Genomic DNA, 22,891 nt, shown 5'->3' with positions numbered 1-22,891 from the left:
AATCTCCCGAAGCTGGCAACGAGCCAGGATCTGGTGGTTCCGGATGGAGGTTGCCGCGTCGCCTGCGGATCCTCGCAATGACGGTGCCATTGGTGGGGCGCGGGGATTGGTGGAGCGAGTGGGGCTTAGCCGTCTTCGCTGTAGCGGACGCAGGCGCGGTCGGTCTCCCACAGGGTCAGCGCGTGCATGCGCAGCCCCGGACGGTTCAGGCGCCCGGCCATCTCCCGGTAGAACCACTGCGCGATGTTCTCGGCCGTTGGATTGACCGTGTCAAACGGGGGGACATCGTTCAGGTAGCGGTGGTCCAGCTGCCCGGCGATCTCGCGCGCAGCGGTCTTGACCACCTTGAAGTCCACCGCCATGCCGGCGTCGTCCAGGGTCTCGGCCTGGACCTCGGCCTCTACCTTCCAGTTGTGACCGTGCATGTTCGCGCACTGCCCCGGGTAATCGCGCAGGGTATGCGCGGAGGCAAAATCGGTCAGGACGCGAAGGGTGTAACGGGCACTCATGATCGTTTTCCGGGCGAGCGGCCATGGCGGCCGGGGTTTGATTAGCCCGCGAAGCCTATCCGGCCGCCGTCGTCCGCGCAATTCTCCAGCCCGAAGGCGTGGCGAATCGCGGCCAGTACGCCCGCCGTGTCGAGGCCGCAATCGGCGAGGATCTGCTCGCGCGAGCCATGCTCGGTGAAGGCATCCGGGATGCCCAGTACCTGGCAGGGCCGGGTCAGCCCTTCGGCCGAGAGCCACTCCAGTACTGCGCTGCCGGCGCCACCGGCGCGCGCATGATCCTCGAGCGTCACGAAGCCCTGGTGGCTGGCGGCCAGTTGCGCCAGAAGAGCCGTATCCAGGGGCTTGATGAAGCGCATGTTGACCACGGTGGCATCCAGCGCCTCGCCGGCCGCCAGGGCGGTCTCCAGCAGCGCGCCGAAGCTGAGGATGGCCAGACCCCGGCCCTCGCGCACGACCTCGGCGCGCCCGACCGGCAATGTCTCCAGATCCTCGCTGCCGCCCTCCGGCAGTTCGCCGGGCCCGCCACCGCGCGGATAGCGCACCGCCGCCGGGCCGTCGTGGGCGTAGCCGGTGGACAGCATCTGGCGGCACTCGCGTTCGTTGGCGGGGGCCATCAGCAGCAGGTTGGGGACCGTGCGCAGCAAGGCGGTGTCGAAGGTGCCGGCATGGGTCGGGCCGTCGGCGCCGACGATCCCGGCGCGGTCCACCGCGAACAGCACCGGCAGGTTCTGCAGTGCGACGTCGTGGATTACCTGGTCCATCGCCCGTTGCAGGAAGGTCGAGTAGATCGCAACCACGGGTTTCTGGCCCTCGCAGGCCATGCCCGCGGCCAGGGTGACGGCATGCTGCTCGGCGATCCCGACGTCGAAATAGCGCTGCGGGAATTGTTCGGAGAACGCGACCAGGCCGGAGCCCTCGCGCATTGCCGGGGTGATGCCGAGTAGCCGCTCGTCGGCCACGGCCTGGTCGCAAAGCCACTGGCTGAAGATGTCGGTGTAGCTGGGGGCCTTCGGGGCGGTCGGGGCGAGGCCGTTTTCCGGCTCGAACTTGGAGACGCCGTGGTAGCGGCAGGGGTCTTCCTCCGCCGGTGCGTAGCCCTGGCCCTTGCGCGTGACCACGTGTAGCAGCTGCGGCCCGTGGGTGCCGCGCAGGTTCTTCAGGATCGAGACCAGGCCGTTCACGTCGTGGCCATCTACCGGGCCGAAGTAGCGAAAGCCCAGCTCCTCGAACAGCGTGCCGGGCACGAACATGCCCTTCATGTGTTCCTCGGCGCGCTGGGCAAAGGCCTTCATCGGCGGGACGAACTCCAGCATGCGCTTGGAGCCTTCGCGCACCGAGCTGTACAGGGGGCCGGACAGCAGCCGGGTGAAGTACTGGTTGAGCGCGCCGACGTTGGGCGAGATCGACATGTCGTTGTCGTTCAGGATGACCAGCAGATTGCAGTCGAGATCGCCGATGTGGTTCAGCGCCTCGAAGGCCATGCCCGCGGTCATGGCGCCGTCGCCGATCACTGCCACGTGGCGCCGGTCCAGCCCGGCGTGCTTCGCTGCCAGGGCCATGCCGGCGGCGGCGCTGATGGAGGTGCTGGAGTGCCCCGCCCCGAAGGCGTCGTATTCGCTCTCCGCGCGCTTGGGGAAGCCCGCCAGGCCACCGTACTGGCGCAGGCGGGCCATGTCGGCCTGGCGTCCGGTCAGGATCTTGTGGGCATAGGCCTGGTGGCCGACGTCCCAGATGATGCGGTCGTCGGGGGTGTTGAACGCGTAGTGCAGCGCGATCGCGAGTTCCACCGTGCCGAGGTTGGCGGCGAGATGGCCGCCGGTGCGCGAGACGCTCTCGATCAGGAACTGGCGCAGTTCGTCGGCCACCCCGGCGAGTTCCGAGGCCGGGCGTTCCCGCAGGTCGGCGGGCCATTCGATTGCATCCAGCAGGGGTGTGGGGGTCATCTGGGCGGGCCGGTTCAATTCATGCGATCGACGATGTACCGCGCCAGGAAGCGAAGCAAGTCCGCCTCCTGACCGAAGGGTTGCAGCTCGGTCAGTGCCTCGTCGACCAGGGCCACCGCCCGCTCGCGCGAGGCCTCCAGGCCCTGCAGCGAGGGGAAGGTGGGCTTGTGCAGCCGGGCATCCGCGCCACAGGCCTTGCCCAGGACTTCGGGGTCGCCTTCCACGTCGAGGACGTCGTCACGGATCTGGAAGGCCAGGCCGATGCATTCGGCGTAGCGTGTCAGGCGCTCCAGGGCGTCGGGGTCGGGCGTGCCGGCCAGCGCCCCCAGCCGCACCGAGGCGCGGATCAGGGCGCCGGTCTTCAGCCGGTGCATGCGTTCCAGTTCCGGCAGGTCGATGGGCTGGCCGCAGGCCCCGAGGTCGATCGCCTGGCCACCCGCCATGCCGTGCAGGCCGGCGGCGCTCGCGAGCTCGCGCACCGCGTTCAGCCCGGTCGGCCCGGGCAGTTCCGCGACGCCATCGGTCAGGATGTCGAAGGCCAGGGCCTGCAGGGCATCCCCGGCGAGGATGGCGGTGGCCTCGTCGAAGGCCTTGTGGCAGGTCGGTCGCCCGCGACGCAGATCGTCGTCGTCCATCGCCGGCAGGTCATCATGGATTAGCGAATAGACGTGGATCATCTCCACCGCCGCGGCCATGGCGTCCAGTGCGGGTTCCGGGGCACCGGTCGTGCGCCCGGCCGCGTAGACCAGGACCGGGCGCAGGCGCTTGCCGCCGGACAGCGTGGCGTAGCGCATCGCCTCGATCAGGCGCGCGGCGGGGGCGTCGTCCGCGCCCAGGTGGCGGTCGAGGACGGTCTCGATGCGTTGCTGGTAATCGTTCAGGGCCTGCGCGGGGTCGGTGGCGGTCAATGGCGGCTCGCTAGAACGGGACATCGGGGTCCGTCGTGTCGTGTGGCTCCGGTGTCCTGGGAACATTGGGGCTTGCGTTGTGGTCATTCTGGGCAGCGGCGCCGGAAGGTGCTTCCTGGGCCAGGGCCTCGATTCGGCGCTGGGCGTCGTCGAGCGCCTGCTGGCAGCGGTTGACCAGCTCCATGCCGCGCTGGAATTCACCCAGCGACTGTTCCAGGCCCAGCTCGCCGGACTCCATCCGGGCGACCAGGGCCTCCAGGGCCTCCAGGCTGGCTTCGAATTCCGCCGGGCTGTCGGCGCTGGACGAGTCGGTCATGATGGATTACCAAGTCGAAAAGGTGAGAAAGTATCCGATCCGCTGCGGCGAGGAAAGGCGTGCCGCATGGCAGCCCTTGTTTGTGGCGCCGCCGCCCCCATGAACCGCAGGGATTCCGGTTGACACTGAACGGGGTGCCGACTAGAGTTTTCGTACGGTTTAGACCGAGTCTAAGCACCCGTCTGCACAGGCATTCCTGTGGTTGTGTAGAACTTATCCAGAGAGAAGGAGAGCACCATGGACCTGAAAGGCAGCAAGACCGAAGAAGCCCTGAAAGAGGCATTTGCCGGCGAATCGATGGCCAATCGTCGTTACCTGTACTTCGCTTCCAAGGCGGACGTCGAGGGCTACAACGACGTCGCCACCGTGTTCCGTTCCACTGCGGAAGGTGAAACCGGCCACGCCCACGGCCACCTCGAGTACCTCGAGAGCTGCGGCGATCCGGCCACTGGCCTGGAGTTCGGCCCCACCTCCGCCAACCTGAAGACCGCCGTCGCCGGCGAGACCCACGAGTACACCGACATGTACCCGGGCATGGCCAAGACCGCCCGCGATGAAGGCTTCGACGAAGTCGCCGACTGGTTCGAAACCCTGGCCAAGGCGGAGCGTTCCCACGCCAACCGTTTCCAGAAGGCGCTGGACCAGCTGGACGACTGATCGTCTCGCAGTACTGTGAAGTATGCGGGGCCGGTCCGCCGGCCCCGTTTTCCCGGGAGATACGGAACAGCCTGTGGCGCGGCTGACTGCGGTTCGCCTCGCATGCTGTTCCGTGTTTCCCTCGAAGCATCGTACTGATACGGACACCGGAGGGATGCATGTCTGCGCCGACGCACCAACGTGAAGGAAATCTCGAAGCCCCGACCCGTCATCCACTCGACTGGAAGAACCCCGAGTTCTACAACGAGGAGTCGCTGTACGCCGAACTCGAGAGGGTCTTCGATATCTGCCACGGCTGCCGGCGCTGCGTCAGCCTCTGCAATTCCTTTCCGACCCTGTTCGACCTGGTCGATGAATCCGAGACCCTCGAGGTCGACGGGGTCGACAAGAAGGACTACTGGAAGGTGGTCGATCACTGTTACCTGTGTGATCTGTGTTACCTGACCAAGTGCCCCTACGTGCCGCCGCATGAGTGGAATGTGGACTTCCCGCATCTGATGCTGCGGGCCAAGGCGGTGCGCTATCAGAACGAGGGCGCGAAGACTTCGCACAAGCTGATGTCCAGTACCGACACGGTCGGCAAGCTGGCGGGCATCCCGGTGGTGGCCGGTGCGGTCAATGCCGCAAACAAGAACGGCGCGGTGCGCAAGCTGCTGGACAAGACCATGGGCGTGCACCCGAACGCCCCGGTCCCCGAATACCACTCCAGCAAGGGCCGCTCGCGCCTCGCCAAGGCCGCGAAGGGCGTGAGCAACCCGGAGCCGGCCGGCAAGACCCAGGGCAAAGTCGCCCTCTACGCGACCTGCTACGGCAACTACAACGAGCCGCATCTGGTCGAGGACCTGGTCAAGGTCTTCGAGCACAACGGTATCGAGGTCACCCTGGTCGACAAGGAACAATGCTGCGGCATGCCCAAGCTCGAACTGGGCGACCTGGCGTCGGTCGAGGCCTCCAAGGACGCGAACATCCCGGCGATGAAGCGCATGATCGATCAGGGCTACGACATCGTTGCCCCGGTCCCGTCCTGCGTGCTGATGTTCAAGCAGGAACTGCCGTTGATGTTCCCCGAAGATGCGGACGTGGCCGCGGTGCGCGACCGCATCTTCGATCCGTTCGAGTACCTGATGGAACGGCACAAGGACGGCAAGCTGAACACCGACTTCCCCGAGAAGCTCGGCAAGATCGCCTACCACGCCGCCTGCCACCTGCGGGTGCAGAACATGGGGCTCAAGACCCGCGATCTGCTCAAACTGGTGCCGGAGACGGAGATCGACGTGATCGAACGCTGCTCCGGACACGACGGCACCTACGGGGTGAAGAGCGAATTCTACGAGACGGCATCCAAGATTTGCCGTCCGGTGGTCAGCCGGGTCCAGAAGGCCGAGGCCGATCACTATTCGAGCGACTGCCCGATGGCCGGCCACATGATCGAGAACGGGCTGCAGGGCAAGGGCGAAGACAAGGCGCCCGAGCACCCGCTGACCCTGTTGCGCCAGGCTTACGGGCTTTAGGCCGCCGCGGCGGCACACAAGGACCAGCAAGGGCGTGAGTGAGCGCCCGCGAACGGAGAAAGAACATGGCGAGTGACAGCTACCACGAACCGGTCGAGGAACTGAGCGACGAGTCGCGCGAGATGCATCGCGCGATCGTCTCGTTGATGGAAGAACTCGAGGCGGTGGACTGGTACCAGCAGCGCATCGACGGCTGCAAGGACGACGAACTCAAGGCAATCCTCGCGCACAACCGTGACGAGGAGATCGAGCACGCGGCGATGGTGCTGGAGTGGATCCGCCGCCATAACCCGGTGTTCGATCGTGAACTGAAAGACAACCTCTGGTCCGACAAGGACTACACCAAGACGGGGCACCACGATCACTGAGGTGTGCCGGTCCTGCCGGACCTGTCCGGCGAGATGGAGGTATCGAGATGAAGATGGAGGCAAGTGTGGACAAGCTGAGTCGTGAAGACCTGTATTCGCTGGAGAAGTACCACGAGATGCGGCCCCAGTTCCGCAACGAGGTAATGCAGCACAAGCGCAACCGCGTCGTGCAGGTGGGCCCGGCCGTGAGCCTGCACTTCGAGGACCGCAAGACCATGCAGTACCAGATCCAGGAGATGCTGCGGGTCGAGAAGATCTTCGACGCCGACGGCATCCAGGAAGAGCTGGACTCCTACAACCCATTGATCCCGGACGGCTCCAACTGGAAGGCGACCATGATGGTCGAGTACCCGGATGAGGCCGAGCGCAAGGTGCAGCTGTCCAGGCTGATCGGGATCGAGCGCAAGACCTACGTGCAGGTCGAGGGCTATGACAAGGTCCACCCGATCGCGAACGAGGACCTTGATCGTGAGACGGACGAGAAGACCTCGTCGGTGCACTTCCTGCGCTTCGAGCTGACGCCCGAGATGGTCTCGGCGGCGAAGTCGGGTGCCGCCATTGCCATGGGCGTGGAGCACGAGAACTACAACCATCGACTGGACGCGGTCGCCGAAGGCACCCGCGAGTCGCTCGCCGCCGACCTCGACGCCATCAACTAACGCCGCGGACTCCTGCGCATCGAAAGGCGCCCATGGGCGCCTTTTTTGTGCCTGATCTTTGCCGGCCGTCCTGAGGCTGGTCCTGGTTCGTCATCCGGTGTTTACGTGCCTTCGTCCGGCCGCCTGCCACGCGCTCACTCGCCAGCGCGCCGCGCCCGTTTTTGATCAACAACGGGCTTCTTTGCTCGTGCAAAGAAGTACCCAAGAAACACGCCCGACTGCCGCGACCCCGGCCCGCTGCGCGGGCCGGGGTTTCCCTCGCTCCGAGGCTTTTCGCGCGCGGCGCTGAACTCGCTGCGCCTTCGGCTCCGCTCAGGCATCCAGCGCCCCGTGTCCATTTAGAATCGTCCCGCGAAAACCCTCTCCACTCGGCGCGACGACAACGGGGGAAGGTTCAAACAACGGCGATTCCGGCGTTTGTGCTCATGGATGGAGGCTAGGTCTTCGAGCATCTTGGGCACGCTCGGCCTGCGGCCATGGCGTGCCGCACCCGCGAAGCGGGCGCCGGGGGCGTAGGATGTGATGAGCGAAGCGAATCGCATCAGGGTTTCGCGCGGCGTGGGGAACGGTGCGTTTCGCTGCGCTCAACGGCACCCTACGGAATACTGCCTGTTTTGACCTTCTCCTCCCGTATGGAGCCCCTCGCGGAGGGCGTGATGGGCCGGGAGAAGGCGCTGGATGCCTGAGCGGAGCCGAAGGCGTAGCGAGTTCAGCGCCGCCGGCCCAGCGCGTCCGGAGCGAGGTTCCCGGGCGAAATCCGGGTGCCCTTCTTTGGGTACTTTCTTGGGCAAGCAAGAAAGCCAGTTGTTGATCAAAAACGGGCGCGGTGCGCTCGCGAGAGAGCGCGTGGCAGGCGGCCGGACGAAGGCACGTAAACACCGGATGCCGAACCAGGGCTAGCCACAATTGGGCAGGCAGCGGGTCGTAGGCATCGTAACCGCGGTCGGCGAACCCGGCCCGGCCAACACCTGACGGGCGGCAGGCGCTACAGGGCGTCGAGGACTTCGGAGAGGCGCGCGACGGGGATGACCTCCATCCCCTTGATCGGCTTGCGCGGGGCGTTGGCGGCCGGCGCGATGGCGCGGGTGTAGCCATGCTTGGCCGCCTCGCGCAGGCGTTCCTCGCCATTCGGAACCGGGCGGATCTCGCCGGCCAGGCCGACCTCCCCGAATGCCAGCAGCTCCTGCGGCAGCGCGCGATCGCGGTAGCTCGACAACGCGGCCGCCAGCATCGGGAGGTCGGCGGCGGTCTCGGTCACGCGTACGCCGCCGACCACGTTGATGAACACGTCCTGGTCGAACAGGGCAACACCGCCATGACGGTGCAGCACGGCCAGCAGCATGGTCAGCCGGTTCTGCTCCAGCCCCACGGTGATACGCCGCGGCTGCGAGGCATGGCTCTCGGCGACCAGCGCCTGCACCTCGACCAGCAACGGGCGCGTGCCCTCGCGGGTGACCATGACGACGCTGCCGGGCACCGGGCCCTGGTGGCGTGACAGGAAGATCGCGGACGGGTTGGAGACGGCCTTTAGCCCGTTCTCCAGCATCGCGAACACGCCCAATTCGTTCACCGCGCCGAAGCGATTTTTTACCGCCCGCAGCATGCGGTAGCGCCCGTCCGGGTCGCCCTCGAAATAGAGCACGGTATCGACCATGTGCTCCAGCACGCGCGGCCCGGCAAGCTGGCCGTCCTTGGTCACATGCCCGACCAGGATCACGGTGATGCCGCGCTGCTTGGCCATGCGCACCAGCGCCGCGGCGCTCTCGCGCACCTGGCCGACCGAGCCGGGGGCGGACTGCAGCGCGGCGGTGTAGAGGGTCTGGATGGAGTCGATGACCAGTACGCGCGGGCGTTCGCGTTCGCAGGTGGCGATCACGTTCTCCACCTGGGTCTCGGTCAGAAGGCGCAGCCCGTCGACCTCCAGGCCCAGGCGTCGGGCGCGCATGCCGATCTGTTGGGCCGATTCCTCGCCAGTCACGTAGAGCGTGTCGCCGATGGGCAGCATGGCCAGCGTCTGCAGCAGCAGGGTGGACTTTCCGATCCCCGGGTCGCCGCCCAGCAGCACCACTGACCCGTGTACCAGGCCGCCCCCCAGGGCGCGATCCAGTTCCGACAACCCGGTGCTGGTGCGCGGTACCTCGGCCAGCTCGACCTCGCCCAGGCGGGTAATGCCGGCGACCGCGCCGGCATACCCACCGCGCGGTCCGGCGCTGGCGGCCGGCGCGGCCTCCTCCAGCGTGTTCCAAGCGCCGCAGTCGCCGCACTGGCCAGCCCATTTGGGGCTGATCGCACCGCACGACTGGCATACGTACTGAGTCTTGCTCTTTGCCATCAGGGGGCCTTTTGCGCCGGGGCTTCCGGCAGGTCGGGCGCGACTACGCGCACGGTGCGGATGGTGTTGTTCTTGATCTGGGCGATATCCATCACCACGCCATTGATCTTCACACTCACCGGCGCCTCGGGGATGCTCTCCAGGTGTTCGACGATCAGTCCGCTGAGGGTCTTCGGGCCGTCCTGTGGCAGGTCCAGGCCCAGGGCCCGGTTCAGTTCGCGCAGGTGAATGCCGCCGTCGACCATGACCGAGCCGTCGTCCTGACGCAGGACGTCGTCACCCATCGCCGGGGAATCGGTGGTGAACTCGCCGACGATCTCCTCCAGCAGGTCCTCCAGCGTGATCAGCCCCTCGATATCGCCGTACTCGTCCACCACCAGGCCGATGCGCTTCTTCTGCTGCTGGAAGTTGATCAGCTGGCGGTTGAGCGCCGTGCCTTCGGGAATGAAGTAGGGCGGGGTCAGGACCTGGCGCAGGTCGTCGGGGCCGAACGCATCGCGCTCGACCAGCGGCAGGACGTCGCGGCGGTGGACGAAGCCGACGATGTGGTCCAGCTCGCCCTCCACCACCGGCAGGCGGGTGAAGCTGCCGTGGATCAGCTGGTCCTCGACCTCGTTCCAGGGTTCGTTCAGGTCGATCACCACGATCTCGTTGCGCGGGATCATGATGTCCTCGACCGTGGTGCGCTCCAGATCCAGCAGGTTCAGGAGCATGCGCTGGTGGTTGGCCGGGATCAGCGCGCCGGCCTCGGAGACCACGCTGCGCAGTTCATCGGTGTTCAGTGCGGCGCGCTGGTCGGCATTCATATGGACGCCGAACAGGCGCAGCACGCCGTTCGCCATCAGGTTGATCATCCAGACCACCGGCCACATCACCTTGATCAGTCCGGAATAGACCCAGGCGGCGGGGTAGGCGACACGTTCGCTGTGCAGCGCGGCGAGGGTCTTCGGTGCGGTCTCGGCGAAGATCAGCAGGGTCAGGGTCAGCACGCCGGTGGCGATGGCCACGCCGGTATCGCCGAACAGGCGCCAGCCGATGAAGGTGGCGATCTGCGCGATCATGATGTTGACGAAATTGTTGCCCAGCAGGATCAGTCCGATCAGTCGATCCGGTTTCTCCAGCAGCCGCGCGGCGCGTTGGGCGCCGCGATGGCCGGTCTGCGCGCGGTGGCGCATGCGATAGCGGTTCAATGCCATCAACGCTGTCTCCGAGCCGGAGAAGAACGCCGACAGCAGGAACAGCACCACCAGGGCGCCGAACAGGACGTACAGCGGGATCTCTTGCAAGGGTGCGGCCTGCGGTCAGGGGTGGGCGGACGGGCGGGGCTGCATGATCAGGATCATTTCAGGCAAGGCCCGCGGGGGTGTCAAGCCGCGGTTACCGCGTTCAGATGCGTCCGAGGATGACTTCCAGTACCAGCTTGGAGCCGAAATAGGCCAGCACCAGCACGACAAAGCCGCCGGTGGTCCAGGCCAGTGCGCGGGTGCCGCGCCAGCCGAGACGCCAGCGGCCGATCAGCAGGGTGGAGAAGATCAGCCAGGCCAGGATCGACAGGGTGGTCTTGTGGACCAGGTGCTGGGCAAACAGATTGTCCACGAACAGCAACCCGGACAGCAGGCTGAGCCCGAGGAACAGCCAGCCGATGAAGATCATCCGGAACAGCCACACCTCCATCGAGAACAGCGGGGGCAGGGCGCGCACGAAGCCCGAGGCGTGGTGGTTGTGAAGGGCCCGGTGCTGGGCGGCCATCACCGCGGCCTGCGCGGTGGAGAGGGCGAGGAAGGCCCAGCCCAGGGCGGAGAACAGGATGTGCAGATCAATCCCGGCCGAGGTGGCATAGCGCGCGTCGCCGTCGCACAGCAGGGCAGTGAGGGCCGCCAGGGCGGTCAGCGGCAGGATGACTACGCCGAGGATCGCCAGGGGGTGGCGCCAGCTCGTCAGCCACAGCAGCGCGGCCACCAGCCACAGCGAGGCCGACAGGGCATTGCCCAGGCACAGGTTGAGTCCCGTATCGGTCAGCACCATCGGCAGCAATGCGCCCAGATGGGCGAGCAGCGCGAGCCCCCACAGGGCCAGGGGCGCACGCGGCTGGCCAGGTGTCAGCGGCTGCCGGCGGGCGGTGACAACCAGGTAGCCCGCGGTGACGAGATACAGCGCGACGGCGAGGAGTCCGATGGCAATGATCATGACGCCGGATTATCGCTGCTACGCGGGCGGATTGCACATGGTGACGGCCGTTCCGGCGTCAGTTTGGGTGCCCGGCTGTGATCTCTCGACCGGTTGCTCAGCGGCGGGCCTGCATCCCGGAGCGCGAGACCGGTATACTGTGCGGTCCCGTGGTCGGTGGATGTGCACCGACCGCCGCTGATTCAGACGAGGACGCGTGATGTTCGACGGCCTTTCCAGCCGCCTGCAGGAGACCATGAAGCGCCTGAAGGGTCAGGCGCGGCTCACCGAGGATAATGTCCAGGAGGCCATGCGCGAGGTGCGCATGGCGCTGCTGGAGGCCGACGTGGCCCTGCCGGTGGTGCGCGAGTTCATCAAGGACGTCAAGGAAAAGGCGCTGGGCAAGGAGGTCATCGGCAGCCTGACCCCCGGCCAGGCCCTGATCAAGGTCGTCCATGACGAACTGATCGCGACCATGGGTGGCGAGAACGCCTCGCTGAACCTCGCGCAGCAGCCGCCCGCCGTGGTGCTGGTGGCCGGCCTCCAGGGTGCCGGCAAGACCACAAGTATCGGCAAGCTCGCGCGCCTGTTGCGCGAGCGCGAGAAGAAAAAGGTCGCGGTGGTCAGCTGTGACGTCTATCGTCCGGCAGCAATCCAGCAGTTGGAGACCCTGGCCGGCCAGGTCGAAGTCACGTTCTATCCCAGTGACACGAGTCAGAAGCCCGAGGCGATTGCCAGTGATGCGGTCGCCCGCGCCCGCCGCGAGGGTATCGAGGTCCTGCTGGTGGATACCGCCGGCCGCCTGCATGTCGACGAGGACATGATGGCCGAGGTCCAGGCCCTGCATAAGGCAATCGACCCGATCGAGACCCTGTTTGTGGTCGATGCCATGACCGGGCAGGATGCGGCGAACACCGCGCGCGCCTTTGGCGAGGCCCTGCCGCTGACCGGCGTGGTGCTTACCAAGGCGGACGGCGATGCCCGCGGTGGCGCGGCGCTGTCGGTACGCCAGATCACCGGCGTGCCGATCAAGTTCATCGGCATGGGCGAGCGCCCGGATGCCCTGGAGCCGTTCCACCCCGAGCGCATCGCCTCGCGCATCCTCGGCAAGGGCGATGTGTTGTCGCTGGTCGAGGAGGCCAGCCGCCAGGTCGACCAGGATCAGGCCGAGAAGCTGACCCGCAAGCTGAAGAAGGGGCGCGGCTTCGATCTGAACGACCTGCGCGACCAGCTGGGCCAGATGCAGAAGATGGGCGGCATGAGCTCCATGCTCGAGAAGCTCCCTGGCGGCGGCAAGCTGCCGGATGCGGTGAAGAATCAGGCCAATGACAAGGAGATCGGTCGCATGATGGCGGTGATCTCGTCGATGACCGAGCGCGAGCGCCGTCACCCGGAGGTGATCAAGGGCTCGCGCAAGCGCCGTATCGCCGCCGGTTCCGGCACCCAGATACAGGATGTGAATCGCCTGCTCAAGCAACACACCCAAATGAGCAAGGCGATGAAAAAATTCTCCAAGGGCGGCGCATCGAAGATGATGCGGGCCCTGGGGAGCAAGATGGGCGGCATGGGGGGCATGGGTGGCCCCGGCGGCGGGATGCCGTTTCGCTAGTAGAAACTACCTAAAGCACGCGCGAGCGGCGGCCTGGCACACAAGGGAGACCTGAGTTCTCCCTTGTGTTGTCGGTCGAATTCGTTATAATCGCGCGTTTTCTCGAGAAAACGGACTCACGGGGTTCAACACTACATGGTTACGATTCGCCTGCTACGCCGCGGCGCCAAGAAGCGCCCATTTTATTCGATCGTGGTTACCGATTCCCGCGCTCGTCGCGATAGCGGCTACAAGGAGCAGATCGGTTTCTTCAACCCGGTGGCCCGCGGTCAGGACGAACCGCTGCGCATCGATCTGGAGCGCGTGGACCACTGGCTGGGTCACGGCGCCGGCATGTCCGAGCGTGTGAATCACCTGGTCAAGGGCTACCGCAAGCAGCAGCAGTCCGCGGCGGCCTGAGGGCGCCCGGCCGCTGTACTGACACTTGGCTGCGGTCATGAATGAGGCGGATGAGCGTATCCGCGTCGGACGTGTGTCCGGGGTCTATGGCGTCAAGGGTTGGGTCCGGGTCTTTTCCGAGACCGCGCCGCGCGCCGCGATCACCGAGTTCCCGCAGCTGTGGATGCAGCACGGGAGCGATTGGCGCCTGGTTGACGTCGAGGGCGGCCGTGGCCATGGCCACGGCGTCGTGATGAAGTTTCGCGAGGCCGCGGATCGCGATGGGGCACACCGGTTGATTGGTGCCGAACTCGCGATCGAGCGGGCCTGGTTGCCACCGGCCGAGGATGGCGCCTACTACTGGGCCGATCTGCTGGGCATGGCGGTCGAGAATCACGACGGCACGGCGTTGGGTACCATCTCGGGTTTTATCGAGACCGGTGCCAACGACGTGCTGGTGGTCCAGGGGGATCGGGAACGCCTGATCCCCTGGGTTCGCGAACAGTACGTGCTGGACGTGGATCTGGAGGCTCGCCGCGTGCGGGTCGACTGGGACCCGGACTTCTGAAGCGGCGCGGATGCGTTTCGACGTCATCTCGCTGTTTCCGGAACTGGTCGCGGCGGTTGGCGAATCCGGAGTGACCGGGCGGGCCGTGGAGCGCGGCCAGCTGGAATTGAAATACTGGAATCCGCGCGTCTGGGGCGCCGGTTTCCACCAGGCCGTGGACGACCGGCCATATGGCGGGGGTCCGGGCATGGTGATGCAATACGCGCCGCTGGCGTCCGCGCTGAATGCGGCGCGGGCGGATGCCGAAGCCGCGCCGCACGTGATCGCACTGACCCCGCAGGGGCGGCCGATCCGGCAGGCGATGTTGCGTGAACTGGCCGGGCGGCCGCGGGTCGCCCTGGTCTGCGGACGCTACGAGGGCATCGACGAGCGCTTCATCGAGGCGCAGGTCGACGCCGAATGGTCGCTGGGCGATTTCGTGCTCTCGGGCGGCGAACTTGCGGCGATGGCAGTGATTGATGGCTGCGCCCGTCTGCTTCCGGGGGTTCTGGGGCATGCGGACTCGGCCGAGCAGGACTCGTTCAGTGCGGGGCTTCTGGATTGCCCGCACTACACGCGCCCGGAGACGGTCGCCGGGCGAACCGTGCCACCGGTCCTGAAGGGGGGCGATCACGGTGCGATCCGGCGCTGGCGCCGCCGCGAGGCTCTGGGCAGGACCTGGACCCGACGGCCGGACCTGCTGGCCCGGCTGGAACTCGGGGCCGAAGATGCGGCCCTGTTGGACGAATACCGTGCGAGTGGCCATACCGGCGGCTCGCGCACCGAAAGCGATGATTGAGGTCGAGCAATGAATAACGTCATTCAGGAACTGGAAGCCGAGCAGATGAAGTCGGATGTGCCCGCCTTCGGGCCCGGCGATACCTTGGTGGTGCAGGTCAAGGTCCGCGAAGGTGACCGCGAGCGTCTGCAGGCCTTCGAGGGCGCGGTGATCGCCGTGCGCAATCGCGGCCTCAACTCCGCCTTCACCCTGCGCAAGGTCTCCTACGGCAACGGTGTGGAGCGAACCTTCCAGACCCACAGCCCGCAGATCGCCGAGATCAAGGTGAAGCGCCGCGGCAAGGTGCGTCGCGCCAAGCTGTACTACCTGCGCGACCGTACCGGCAAGGCCGCCCGTATCAAGGAAGACGTCAAGGCCGCGAAATAACGCGACCGGACGGGGCGCGGCGCATGGCCGGGCCCCTGTCACCCCTGGCATTTCGCTATTCGATGTCGGCAGGTCCGATGACCCGCAGCCAGCGCTGCCTCCTTCCCGGAGTCGCGCTGGCTTTTGTGTGGCTGGAATCTGCCGATGGCGAAATCCTGGCCTGCGACTGGCAGGATCCGGACGACCCCCAGGATCTGGCGCCGTTAGTGGATATCCCGAGCGCGGATCTCCAGGCGCCGCGCTTTGACCCGGAACAATACGGCCGTGATGCCACGGCCTGGCGCCCGACGTCGGCCGTACCACCCGGCAGCGCCCATGCGCGTCGGGTGTGGGCCGCCTTGTCGGAGATCCCGGTAGGCGAGGTGCGCACCTACTCCGAGATCGCGACCCGCGTGGGTTCTGCGCCCCGTGCCGTGGGGCAGGCCTGCCGTGCCAACCCCTGGCCCTTGTTCATTCCCTGTCACCGCGTGGTGTCCTCGCGTTTTCGTACTTCCAGCGATGTCGGCGGTTACGCCGGTGATCAGGTCGGCGAGCTGGCCCAGGTGAAGCGCCTGTTGCTGTTCCATGAGGGTGTCCTGGGTCGCGATTGACCCCGCCGCGGCTTGTTCGAAACTCACCGATCCATGCCCGTACGCGCACTGGATTTGAGTCTATGTCCCTTTATTCGCCCGGTATTCCGTGGACGCTGCGTTAGCCCGTCATGCTCGGGCTGGCCACTCCCCCGGGTATTCACTCGCGACATCAGATGGTTGTCGGCCAGGCCGCGCCTGAACGGCTCCTGAAAAAAATTCCGGAAAGGCGGGAATAATAAAGGGGGATTCATCGTCTGCCCTTCGGTGTTGATGCCCAAGAACCTTTGTAAAACAGACTTTTAGGAAACTCTAATATAGTCTTCTGTGTTGACAGCACGGACTCGGGTTCAGCACTCTGCTACACAGGTCCGGGCCAGATGAGTCCCGGGCTCAATCGAAAAAAACCCGTGTGATGGAGGTTTCCATGTTCAAGAAAGCATTGCTTGCGTTGCCCGTAGCAATGGCTGTTGGGGCTGCGGCTCAGGCCGGCGAATGGCAAGATCCCAATGATGTCCTGCAGAACCTGCTGCAGAACAACCCCGATTCGAAGTATCTGCATCAGAGTGAAATGAACATCATGATGATGCCGGACAACCCGGCCCTGTGGCTGGTCGAGGAAGGCGAGGACCTGTTCTACGCCCAGCGCGGCCCGAACAACGTCTCCCTGGAAGGCTGCGACTTCGGCAAGGGGCCGGGCGAGCTGGACGGCGCCTACGTCGAACTGCCGCGTTACTTCGAAGACACCGACAAGGTGATGGACTTCGAACAGCGCCTGGTGCACTGCATGAAGGAACTGCAGGGCTTCACCAGCGATGACGCCGCCGTCGGCCAGCGTCACGGCAACGGCTCCGACATCATGAAGCTGACCACCTATATTGCCCACCAGTCCTCCGGCATGGCCTGGAATCCGCCGCTGGATCATCCGCAGGAGCAGGCCATGCGTGATGCGGGCGAGAAGCTGTTCTTCCGCCGCGGTGGCGCGATGGACTTCAACTGCGCCAGCTGCCATGGCGATTCCGGCAAGCAGATCCGTGCCTCCGTCCTTCCGCAGATGCGCGATGGGCAGGAATGGACCAAGGCTGTTTCCTGGCCCGCCCACCGTGCCGGCCACGACAACGTGCGTAGCCAGAACCACCGTATCCGTGGTTGCGTGTGGCAGATGCGTCACGCAGGTATCAAGCACGATACCCCGGTCAACACTGCCCTGATCTCGTTCTGGAACGATGCAGCGCGTGGCGAACCGGCCATCCTGCCTGACCTGAAGCGGTAATCTACGGACGCAATAGGAGACACCAAGTATGTTTAAAAAGAATGCTGTTGCGGCCGGCATGGCCGCGTTCGCATCCGTCGCCCTCGCCGCTGGTTGCGCCGTTGCCGATGGAAGCAAGGATTCGGCTGTCGACATCACCGCGATGAGCGCGGACGAGCTGGCCGAACATCTCATCTTCGAAACGGACAGCTTCCGTGACCAGGAGATGCAGGAAGGCGGTTCCTGGCGTGATCGCATGACCCAGGACGAACTGCAGAAGGCCTGCTCCATGGAAGGCGATCCGGATGGTGAAACCGCCGGCCGCGTCGTGGCCATGGCGCGTGCCGGCTACGAACGTCCGGAAGGCGGCGTCGAGCTGGGTGACTGGCGCAAGGGTGCGGAACTGGCGAATTCCGGCTTCGGCTATCGCCAGGGTCACAACACGGATGATCACGGCCAGCGTGAGCAGGGTGGCAACTGCTACAACTGCCACGTGTTCGACCCGCGGGTGTCCGAGCAGGGGACCATCGGCCCGAGCCTGCAGAACTACGGTGCCAACCGTGGTACCAGCGAAGCGGTGCTGAACTACGTGCACGAGGTGATTTCCAATCCTCACCAGTACTTCCCGTGCACCGAGATGCCGCGGTTCAACTCCGACCGTCACCAGCTCCTGAGCGACGAGCAGATCAGCCATCTCATGGCTTACCTGCTGGATCCGGAGTCGCCGGTCAACAACCAGTAAGCCACACGCTGGTTCGAGGGCAGCCTTCCGGGGCTGCCCTTTTTTGAACCACCGCGGGATGGCCCGCGGTGGTTTTTCCTGACGGACCCGCGCATGGGTCTATCTACTTTGCGGCCATGGGCCGTTGATCCGGGACCTGTTCTCCATCGGGCCTGGAGGCAACCGGGCCTACGCCTGGAAGACGCCGGCACGATGATCGGCGAGAAGCGGCAATAGCCGACGCAAGAGGAGACATCAGGGATGCTTAGGAACAAGACAGTTGGGGCGGGCTTGGCCGTTCTGGCGTCCACTGTGCTGATCGCGGGTTGCGATGGCTGGATGGGCGAGACCAGTGGCGAAGTCGATATTACGGCGATGAGCGCCGACGAATTGGCAGATCACCTTGTGCTGGAAACGGACAGCTATCGTTTCGAGCAGGAGGCACAGGAAGGGGGATCGGCTCGCGATCGCATGGTGCAGGACGGCATTCAGGCCGCCTGTTCGATCGAGGGCGACCCGGATTCCGGGACCGCGGGCGAGGTGATCGCCATGGCCCGCGAGAGCTACGAGGAACCGCCGGGTGGTCCGCGCCTGGGCAACTGGCGCCGTGGCGCCGAGCTGGCGCGCTCCGGGTATGGCTACCGTATCGGTCATCGAAACGATGACCATGGCACCCGCGAGGCAGGTGGTAACTGTTATGCCTGCCACCAGATGGATCCGGCCGAGGAGCTTTACGGCACCCTGGGCCCGAGCCTGGCCGGTTATGGGGCGACCCGCGGTAATGACAGTTCGGTGGTAAATTACGTGCACCAGGTGGTGTCCAACCCCCACCAGTACTTCCCGTGCACCAAGATGCCGCGGTTCGGGCGCAACAACTTCCTCAGCGAGGAACAGATCGCGCACGTCATGGCGTATCTTCTGGATCCGGACTCGCCGGTCAACCAGTAAGCCGTTCACACGGTCGAGGGCGGTCCTTCCGGGCTGCCCTTCTTGAGCCACCGCGGGTACCCTCGCGGTGGCTTTTTGTTTGAGGGACGCATGCTCAGCTACCAACACGACTACCACGCCGGCAATTTTGCCGACGTGCACAAGCACCTGGTCCTTTGGCAGGTGCTGGAATCGCTGCGCGGGCGCGACAAGCCCTTCGTTGCACTGGATCTGCACGCCGGCGCCGGGGGCTACGACCTGACCAGCGCGCGGGCGCGCAAGACCGACGAGGCCGCAGCCGGTATCGCACGTCTGTGGTCCGCGGATCAGGTCCTGCCATCCGCGGGCCGCACGTTCCTGCAGACGCTGCGGGGGATGCAGCCGAAGGCCCCGCGCCTTACGGAATATCCGGGGTCCCCGTTGCTGATTCAGGCGCGGTTGCGCGAACGCGATCGTCTGATCGCCTGCGAACTCCATCCGGAGGCATATGACCGGCTGCAGACGCGCCTCGCCGGCGATTCACGCTGCCATGTGCACAAGCGTGACGCGCGCGAGGCCGCGCGGGCGCTGTTTCCGCCGGAGCCTCGCCGCGGTCTGGTCCTGCTGGACCCGTCCTACGAGCGCAAGTCGGAGTATCGCGAGGTGGCGGAGATGGTGGCGACCATTCGCCAGCGCTGGAACACCGGGATCATCCTGGTCTGGTACCCCATCCTCGCGGGCCGGCCGGACCACCCGATGCGCGAGCAGTTACGTGCGGAGCTGGACGATCCGTGGCTGGTCAGCGAGTTGCGTACCGCCGCCGACCCGGAGCGCCACCTCGGACTGGCGGGCTCCGGGATGCTGGTGCTGCGTCCGCCGTGGCAGCTGGAGGAGCAGCTTCCGGAGCTGCTCGCGCCGGTCTGGTCACTGCTGGACCCGGAAGGAGCGGGGGGGCTTTACCAGGCCGCGGTCCTTGAAAACGGGACGGGCGACCCTACATTGCGTCGTGTCGAGAACAATCAAGGGACACGCACGCCATGACCGAAACCCAGACCGAATCCAGCACCGAGACCCGCCGCTTCGAGACCGAGGTCAGTCAGCTCCTGCAGCTGATGATCCACTCGCTTTATTCCAATCGCGAGATCTTCCTGCGTGAGTTGATCTCCAACGGCGCCGATGCCTGTGACAAGCTGCGTTTCGAGGCCCTGGCCCAGCCGGACGCGATCCCGCAGCCGGCGGAGCTGGCGATCGACGTCGAGGTGGATCCGGAGGCGCAAACGGTGACGGTGCGCGACAACGGCATCGGCATGTCGCGCGACGAGGTGGTCGAACACATCGGCACCATCGCGCGTTCGGGTACCAAGGCGTTTCTCGAGAAGCTGACCGGCGACCAGAAAAAGGATTCCCAGCTGATCGGGCAATTCGGCGTGGGTTTCTACTCGTCGTTCATCGTGGCCGACCACGTGCGTCTGGAGACGCGCCGTGCCGGCAGCGAAGCGGATGCAGGTACCCGCTGGGAGTCCCGCGGCGATGGCGAATACACCATCACGCCGTGCGCGCGCGCCGAGGCCGGCACCGAGATCACCCTGACCCTGAAGGAAGACGCCGGCGAGTTTCTCGAAACCGTGCGTCTGCGCCATATCATCGGGCGCTACTCGGACCATGTGGCGTTCCCCATCCGCATGCGCAAGCAGGATGACGAAGGTAACCCGACCGACGAGTGGGAGACGGTGAACCGCGCCAGCGCGCTGTGGACTCGATCGAAGAGCGAGATCAGCGACGAGGAATACCGCGAGTTCTACAAGCATGTCGCGCACGATTTCGAGGACCCGGCCGCCTGGAGCCACAACCACGTCGAGGGTCGGCAGGAATACACCACGCTGTTCTATATCCCGAAGCGCGCGCCGTTCGATCTGTGGGATCGCGATGCCCGCCACGGGGTGAAGCTCTACGTGAAGCGGGTGTTCATCATGGACGACGCCGACAAGCTGCTGCCCAACTACCTGCGCTTCGTGCGCGGGGTGGTGGACTCCGCGGACCTGCCGCTGAACGTCTCGCGCGAGATCCTGCAGGACAACCGCCTGGTGGACTCGATCCGCTCCGGCTCGGTGAAAAAGATCCTCGGCCTGCTGGAAGGCATTGCCAAGAACGAACCCGAGAAATACGCGGAGATCTGGCAGAATTTCGGGCGGGTGCTGAAGGAAGGTCCCGGCGAGGACGTCGCCAACCAGGAGGCGATCGCCAAGCTGCTGCGCTTTGCCAGCACCCATAACAGCGACGACACCCAGAACGTCGCCTTGGCCGATTACCTCGAGCGCATGAAGGAGGGCCAGGAGGCGATTTACGTGATCACCGCCGACAACGTCTCCGCCGCCCGCAACAGCCCGCACCTGGAGATCTTTCGCAAGCACGGGATCGAGGTCCTGTTGCTGTCGGACCGGGTCGACGAGTGGCTGCTGTCGCACCTGCGCGAGTTTGATGGCAAGCCGATCAAGAATGTCGCCAAGGGCGATCTGGACCTCGACAAGATCATCGGCGAGGACGCCGCGCAGAAGAGCGAGACCGGCGAACAGGCTGTCGACGACGACCTGGGCGATCTGCCCGAACGCCTGCAGCAGGCCCTGGGTGACCGCGTCGACAGCGTGAGGCCCTCGCGGCGGCTGGTGGAATCCCCGGCCTGCATCGTGCTCGGCGAGCACGAGATGGCGCTGTATCTGCAGGAACTGCTCAAGCAGGCCGGTCAGGAGACCTTCTCCGGCAAGCCGGTGCTGGAGGTCAACCCGGGCCATCCGCTGGTGGCACGCTTGAAGGCGGCCGAAGGCGACGAGTTCAACGACCTCGCCTCCCTGCTGTTCGATCAGTCCCTGCTGGCCGAGGGTGGGCAGTTGGAGGACCCGAGCGGGTTCGTCGCGCGGTTGAACCGGCTGCTGTTGCAGAAGGCCGCCTGACAAGAAAGTACCCTACCCGCCGGAAACCGCGTGTCCGGCGGGTGGACCTGACGCGGAGCGACATTCCGCGTTACCCTTGGAAGTTCATGTATTAAGAGGGCAAAGCCCATGCAAGTCGCGCAGAACGCCGTGGTGGCCATCCACTACACCCTGACCAACGACGCTGGCGAGAAGATCGACAGCTCCGAAGGCCGCGAGCCGCTGGCCTACCTGCACGGGAACGGCCAGATCGTCCCGGGCCTGGAGCGCGAGCTCGAGGGCAAGGGCGCCGGTGACAAGGTTCAGGCCAAGGTTGCTCCGGAAGAAGGCTATGGCGAGAAGATCGACGCCATGGTTCAGGAGATCCCGATGGAGGCGTTCCAGGGCGTCGAATCCGTCGAGCCGGGGATGCAGTTCCAGGCGCAGACCGAAAACGGCCCGCTGACGGTCACCGTGACCAAGGTCGAGGGCGAAACCGCCACGGTCGACGGCAATCACCCGCTGGCCGGCGAGACCCTGAATTTCGACGTCGAGATCGTCGAAGTCCGCGAGGCCTCCGCCGAAGAGCTGGAGCACGGCCACGCCCACGGCGAGGGCGGTCACGAGCACTGATCGCGCCTGGCCGGCGAGACCCGCCGGCCTAGCCGCTAAGGCGCAGTAGCCGCCTTTTTCGACCCGCCCCGGTGCTTCCGGGGCGGGTTTTGTTGTTCTGGGTTCGCGGAAAGGCAGCCGGGACTACCGCGCCTCGATCCAGGGCGAACGGCGCCACTTGCGACTGGTATTGAAAACCATTCGCATTAATTGTAGTGTCCGCTCTGTTCGTGGGCCGTGGCTTGGCAATCCGCCGGCCAGCCGCGATAGTCGGATCCAGGGAGATGCACGATCCACGCGCGCCGATGTGTGAGTGGATCGGTGTCTCTTGGGCGTCGGCGTCCATACATTCGTGTCCTGCGGCGAGCTTGCTCAACCATGGCCAACCGTTCTTCCATATCCCCTTCCGGCGGACGCCGTGCGTTGGCACTGGGTGTGGCCGTCAGCTTGGCGCTGCACGGTGCGGTGCTGGGTTCGCTGTGGGTGATGCGGGATGCCGGGCCGGAACTGGCCGGCACCCGGGGCGGGGGCATGGAGGCGCACTGGGTCGAACTGGACGCGGTGTTGCCTGACCCGACCGGGCAAGAAGCGGCGGTGGTTGAACCCGACGCCATGACCGAGACGATAAAGGAGCCGGAGCCGGAGCCGGAGCCAGAGCCAGAGCCAGAGCCAGAGCCAGAGCCAGAGCCAGAGCCAGAGCCGGAGCCAGAGCCAGAGCCAGAGCCAGAGCCAGAGCCGGAGCCAGAGCCAGAGCCGGAGCCAGAGCCGGAGCCGGAGCCGGAGCCGGAGCCAGAGCCAGAGCCAGAGCCAGAGCCAGAGCCGGAGCCGGAGCCGGAGCCGGAGCCGGAGCCGGAGCC

23 protein-coding genes and 2 pseudogenes are annotated in these 22,891 nt (G+C 65.7%); 18 read left to right on the top strand and 7 right to left on the bottom strand.

Going from position 1 to position 22,891, the window contains the following annotated elements; translation table 11 throughout:
• Nucleotides 1–125: 125 nt before the first annotated feature.
• From queD to D578_RS0100105, 4 genes are read right to left on the bottom strand one after another with little or no spacing between them, the layout of a single operon-like run.
• Nucleotides 126–509 carry a 6-carboxytetrahydropterin synthase QueD gene (gene queD / locus D578_RS0100120; RefSeq protein ID WP_018947995.1) on the bottom strand — a complete coding sequence of 128 codons (384 nt, stop codon included), beginning with the start codon at nucleotides 507–509 and terminating at the stop codon, nucleotides 126–128.
• A 41-nt stretch (nucleotides 510–550) separates the two neighbouring features.
• Nucleotides 551–2,452: a 1-deoxy-D-xylulose-5-phosphate synthase gene (gene dxs / locus D578_RS0100115; protein ID WP_018947994.1), complete on the bottom strand. Its 1,902-nt coding sequence runs from the start codon at nucleotides 2,450–2,452 to the stop codon at nucleotides 551–553.
• Between the two features lie 14 nt (nucleotides 2,453–2,466).
• Nucleotides 2,467–3,360 (bottom strand): (2E,6E)-farnesyl diphosphate synthase, encoded by an 894-nt coding sequence (gene ispA / locus D578_RS0100110; RefSeq protein ID WP_018947993.1) that lies wholly within the window; start codon nucleotides 3,358–3,360, stop codon nucleotides 2,467–2,469.
• Nucleotides 3,361–3,370: 10 nt separating this feature from the next.
• Nucleotides 3,371–3,676 (bottom strand): exodeoxyribonuclease VII small subunit, encoded by a 306-nt coding sequence (locus D578_RS0100105; RefSeq protein ID WP_018947992.1) that lies wholly within the window; start codon nucleotides 3,674–3,676, stop codon nucleotides 3,371–3,373.
• 237 nt (nucleotides 3,677–3,913) lie between these two features.
• Between D578_RS0100105 and D578_RS0100100 the strand changes: the two genes are divergently transcribed.
• The 5 genes and pseudogenes from D578_RS0100100 to D578_RS16270 all read left to right on the top strand — a co-directional run bounded on the left by D578_RS0100100 (nucleotide 3,914) and on the right by D578_RS16270 (nucleotide 7,557).
• Entirely contained in the window at nucleotides 3,914–4,333 is a 420-nt protein-coding gene (locus D578_RS0100100; protein WP_018145308.1) for a rubrerythrin family protein, read from the top strand.
• Between the two features lie 158 nt (nucleotides 4,334–4,491).
• A complete protein-coding gene (locus D578_RS0100095; RefSeq protein WP_018947991.1) occupies nucleotides 4,492–5,844 on the top strand; it encodes a heterodisulfide reductase-related iron-sulfur binding cluster in 1,353 nt (450 codons plus the stop codon).
• Between the two features lie 65 nt (nucleotides 5,845–5,909).
• Nucleotides 5,910–6,212: an encapsulin-associated ferritin-like protein gene (locus tag D578_RS0100090; RefSeq protein ID WP_018947990.1), complete on the top strand. Its 303-nt coding sequence runs from the start codon at nucleotides 5,910–5,912 to the stop codon at nucleotides 6,210–6,212.
• A 47-nt stretch (nucleotides 6,213–6,259) separates the two neighbouring features.
• A complete protein-coding gene (locus D578_RS0100085) occupies nucleotides 6,260–6,871 on the top strand; it encodes a DUF3501 family protein (RefSeq protein ID WP_018947989.1) in 612 nt (203 codons plus the stop codon).
• A gap of 429 nt (nucleotides 6,872–7,300) precedes the next feature.
• A pseudogene (locus tag D578_RS16270) lies at nucleotides 7,301–7,557 on the top strand (hypothetical protein).
• 299 nt (nucleotides 7,558–7,856) lie between these two features.
• On the opposite strand, the gene radA reads toward D578_RS16270, so the two are convergent.
• The 3 genes from radA to D578_RS0100070 all read right to left on the bottom strand — a co-directional run bounded on the left by radA (nucleotide 7,857) and on the right by D578_RS0100070 (nucleotide 11,390).
• Nucleotides 7,857–9,203, bottom strand: coding sequence for a DNA repair protein RadA (radA, locus tag D578_RS0100080; protein WP_018947988.1), 1,347 nt, complete (start codon nucleotides 9,201–9,203; stop codon nucleotides 7,857–7,859).
• Nucleotides 9,203–10,489: an HlyC/CorC family transporter gene (locus tag D578_RS0100075; RefSeq protein ID WP_018947987.1), complete on the bottom strand. Its 1,287-nt coding sequence runs from the start codon at nucleotides 10,487–10,489 to the stop codon at nucleotides 9,203–9,205. Before D578_RS0100075 ends, radA begins: the two co-directional genes overlap by 1 nt.
• A 100-nt stretch (nucleotides 10,490–10,589) precedes the next feature.
• On the bottom strand, nucleotides 10,590–11,390 hold the full coding sequence (locus D578_RS0100070) for an inner membrane protein YpjD (protein ID WP_018947986.1): 801 nt from the start codon (nucleotides 11,388–11,390) through the stop codon (nucleotides 10,590–10,592).
• A gap of 199 nt (nucleotides 11,391–11,589) precedes the next feature.
• On the opposite strand from D578_RS0100070, the gene ffh reads away from it, so the two are divergent.
• The 13 genes and pseudogenes from ffh to D578_RS15135 all read left to right on the top strand — a co-directional run.
• Complete coding sequence (gene ffh / locus D578_RS0100065) at nucleotides 11,590–12,978, top strand: signal recognition particle protein (RefSeq protein ID WP_018947985.1); 1,389 nt, start codon at nucleotides 11,590–11,592, stop codon at nucleotides 12,976–12,978.
• Between the two features lie 135 nt (nucleotides 12,979–13,113).
• Nucleotides 13,114–13,377, top strand: a complete 264-nt coding sequence (gene rpsP, locus D578_RS0100060) for a 30S ribosomal protein S16 (RefSeq protein WP_018947984.1) — start codon at nucleotides 13,114–13,116, stop codon at nucleotides 13,375–13,377.
• A gap of 37 nt (nucleotides 13,378–13,414) precedes the next feature.
• Nucleotides 13,415–13,924: a ribosome maturation factor RimM gene (rimM, locus tag D578_RS0100055; RefSeq protein WP_018947983.1), complete on the top strand. Its 510-nt coding sequence runs from the start codon at nucleotides 13,415–13,417 to the stop codon at nucleotides 13,922–13,924.
• 10 nt (nucleotides 13,925–13,934) lie between these two features.
• On the top strand, nucleotides 13,935–14,702 hold the full coding sequence (gene trmD, locus D578_RS0100050) for a tRNA (guanosine(37)-N1)-methyltransferase TrmD (RefSeq protein ID WP_018947982.1): 768 nt from the start codon (nucleotides 13,935–13,937) through the stop codon (nucleotides 14,700–14,702).
• Between the two features lie 9 nt (nucleotides 14,703–14,711).
• Entirely contained in the window at nucleotides 14,712–15,068 is a 357-nt protein-coding gene (rplS, locus tag D578_RS0100045; protein WP_018937248.1) for a 50S ribosomal protein L19, read from the top strand.
• Nucleotides 15,069–15,091: 23 nt separating this feature from the next.
• A complete protein-coding gene (locus D578_RS0100040; RefSeq protein WP_018947981.1) occupies nucleotides 15,092–15,658 on the top strand; it encodes a methylated-DNA--[protein]-cysteine S-methyltransferase in 567 nt (188 codons plus the stop codon).
• A gap of 442 nt (nucleotides 15,659–16,100) precedes the next feature.
• The gene (gene soxA / locus D578_RS0100035; RefSeq protein WP_018947980.1) at nucleotides 16,101–16,910 is read left to right on the top strand and encodes a sulfur oxidation c-type cytochrome SoxA; all 810 of its coding nucleotides are present in this window, start codon (nucleotides 16,101–16,103) and stop codon (nucleotides 16,908–16,910) included.
• 28 nt (nucleotides 16,911–16,938) lie between these two features.
• Nucleotides 16,939–17,631 (top strand): sulfur oxidation c-type cytochrome SoxX, encoded by a 693-nt coding sequence (gene soxX / locus D578_RS0100030; RefSeq protein ID WP_018947979.1) that lies wholly within the window; start codon nucleotides 16,939–16,941, stop codon nucleotides 17,629–17,631.
• Nucleotides 17,632–17,871: 240 nt separating this feature from the next.
• Nucleotides 17,872–18,558, top strand: a complete 687-nt coding sequence (soxX, locus tag D578_RS0100025) for a sulfur oxidation c-type cytochrome SoxX (RefSeq protein ID WP_026289088.1) — start codon at nucleotides 17,872–17,874, stop codon at nucleotides 18,556–18,558.
• A 90-nt stretch (nucleotides 18,559–18,648) separates the two neighbouring features.
• Complete coding sequence (locus tag D578_RS0100020) at nucleotides 18,649–19,557, top strand: 23S rRNA (adenine(2030)-N(6))-methyltransferase RlmJ (protein ID WP_018947977.1); 909 nt, start codon at nucleotides 18,649–18,651, stop codon at nucleotides 19,555–19,557.
• The gene (htpG, locus tag D578_RS0100015; protein ID WP_018947976.1) at nucleotides 19,554–21,464 is read left to right on the top strand and encodes a molecular chaperone HtpG; all 1,911 of its coding nucleotides are present in this window, start codon (nucleotides 19,554–19,556) and stop codon (nucleotides 21,462–21,464) included. Before D578_RS0100020 ends, htpG begins: the two co-directional genes overlap by 4 nt.
• Nucleotides 21,465–21,572: 108 nt before the next feature.
• Nucleotides 21,573–22,055 carry a peptidylprolyl isomerase gene (locus D578_RS0100010; protein ID WP_018947975.1) on the top strand — a complete coding sequence of 161 codons (483 nt, stop codon included), beginning with the start codon at nucleotides 21,573–21,575 and terminating at the stop codon, nucleotides 22,053–22,055.
• A gap of 357 nt (nucleotides 22,056–22,412) precedes the next feature.
• A pseudogene (locus tag D578_RS15135) lies at nucleotides 22,413–22,891 on the top strand (energy transducer TonB); the annotation flags it as partial.

The sequence above is a fragment of the Thioalkalivibrio sp. ALMg11 genome (genome assembly GCF_000377905.1).
Lineage (GTDB): Bacteria > Pseudomonadota > Gammaproteobacteria > Ectothiorhodospirales > Ectothiorhodospiraceae > Thioalkalivibrio.
Note: the sequence above shows the minus strand (reverse complement) of the source record. Positions and strands in the feature narration are given on the sequence as shown.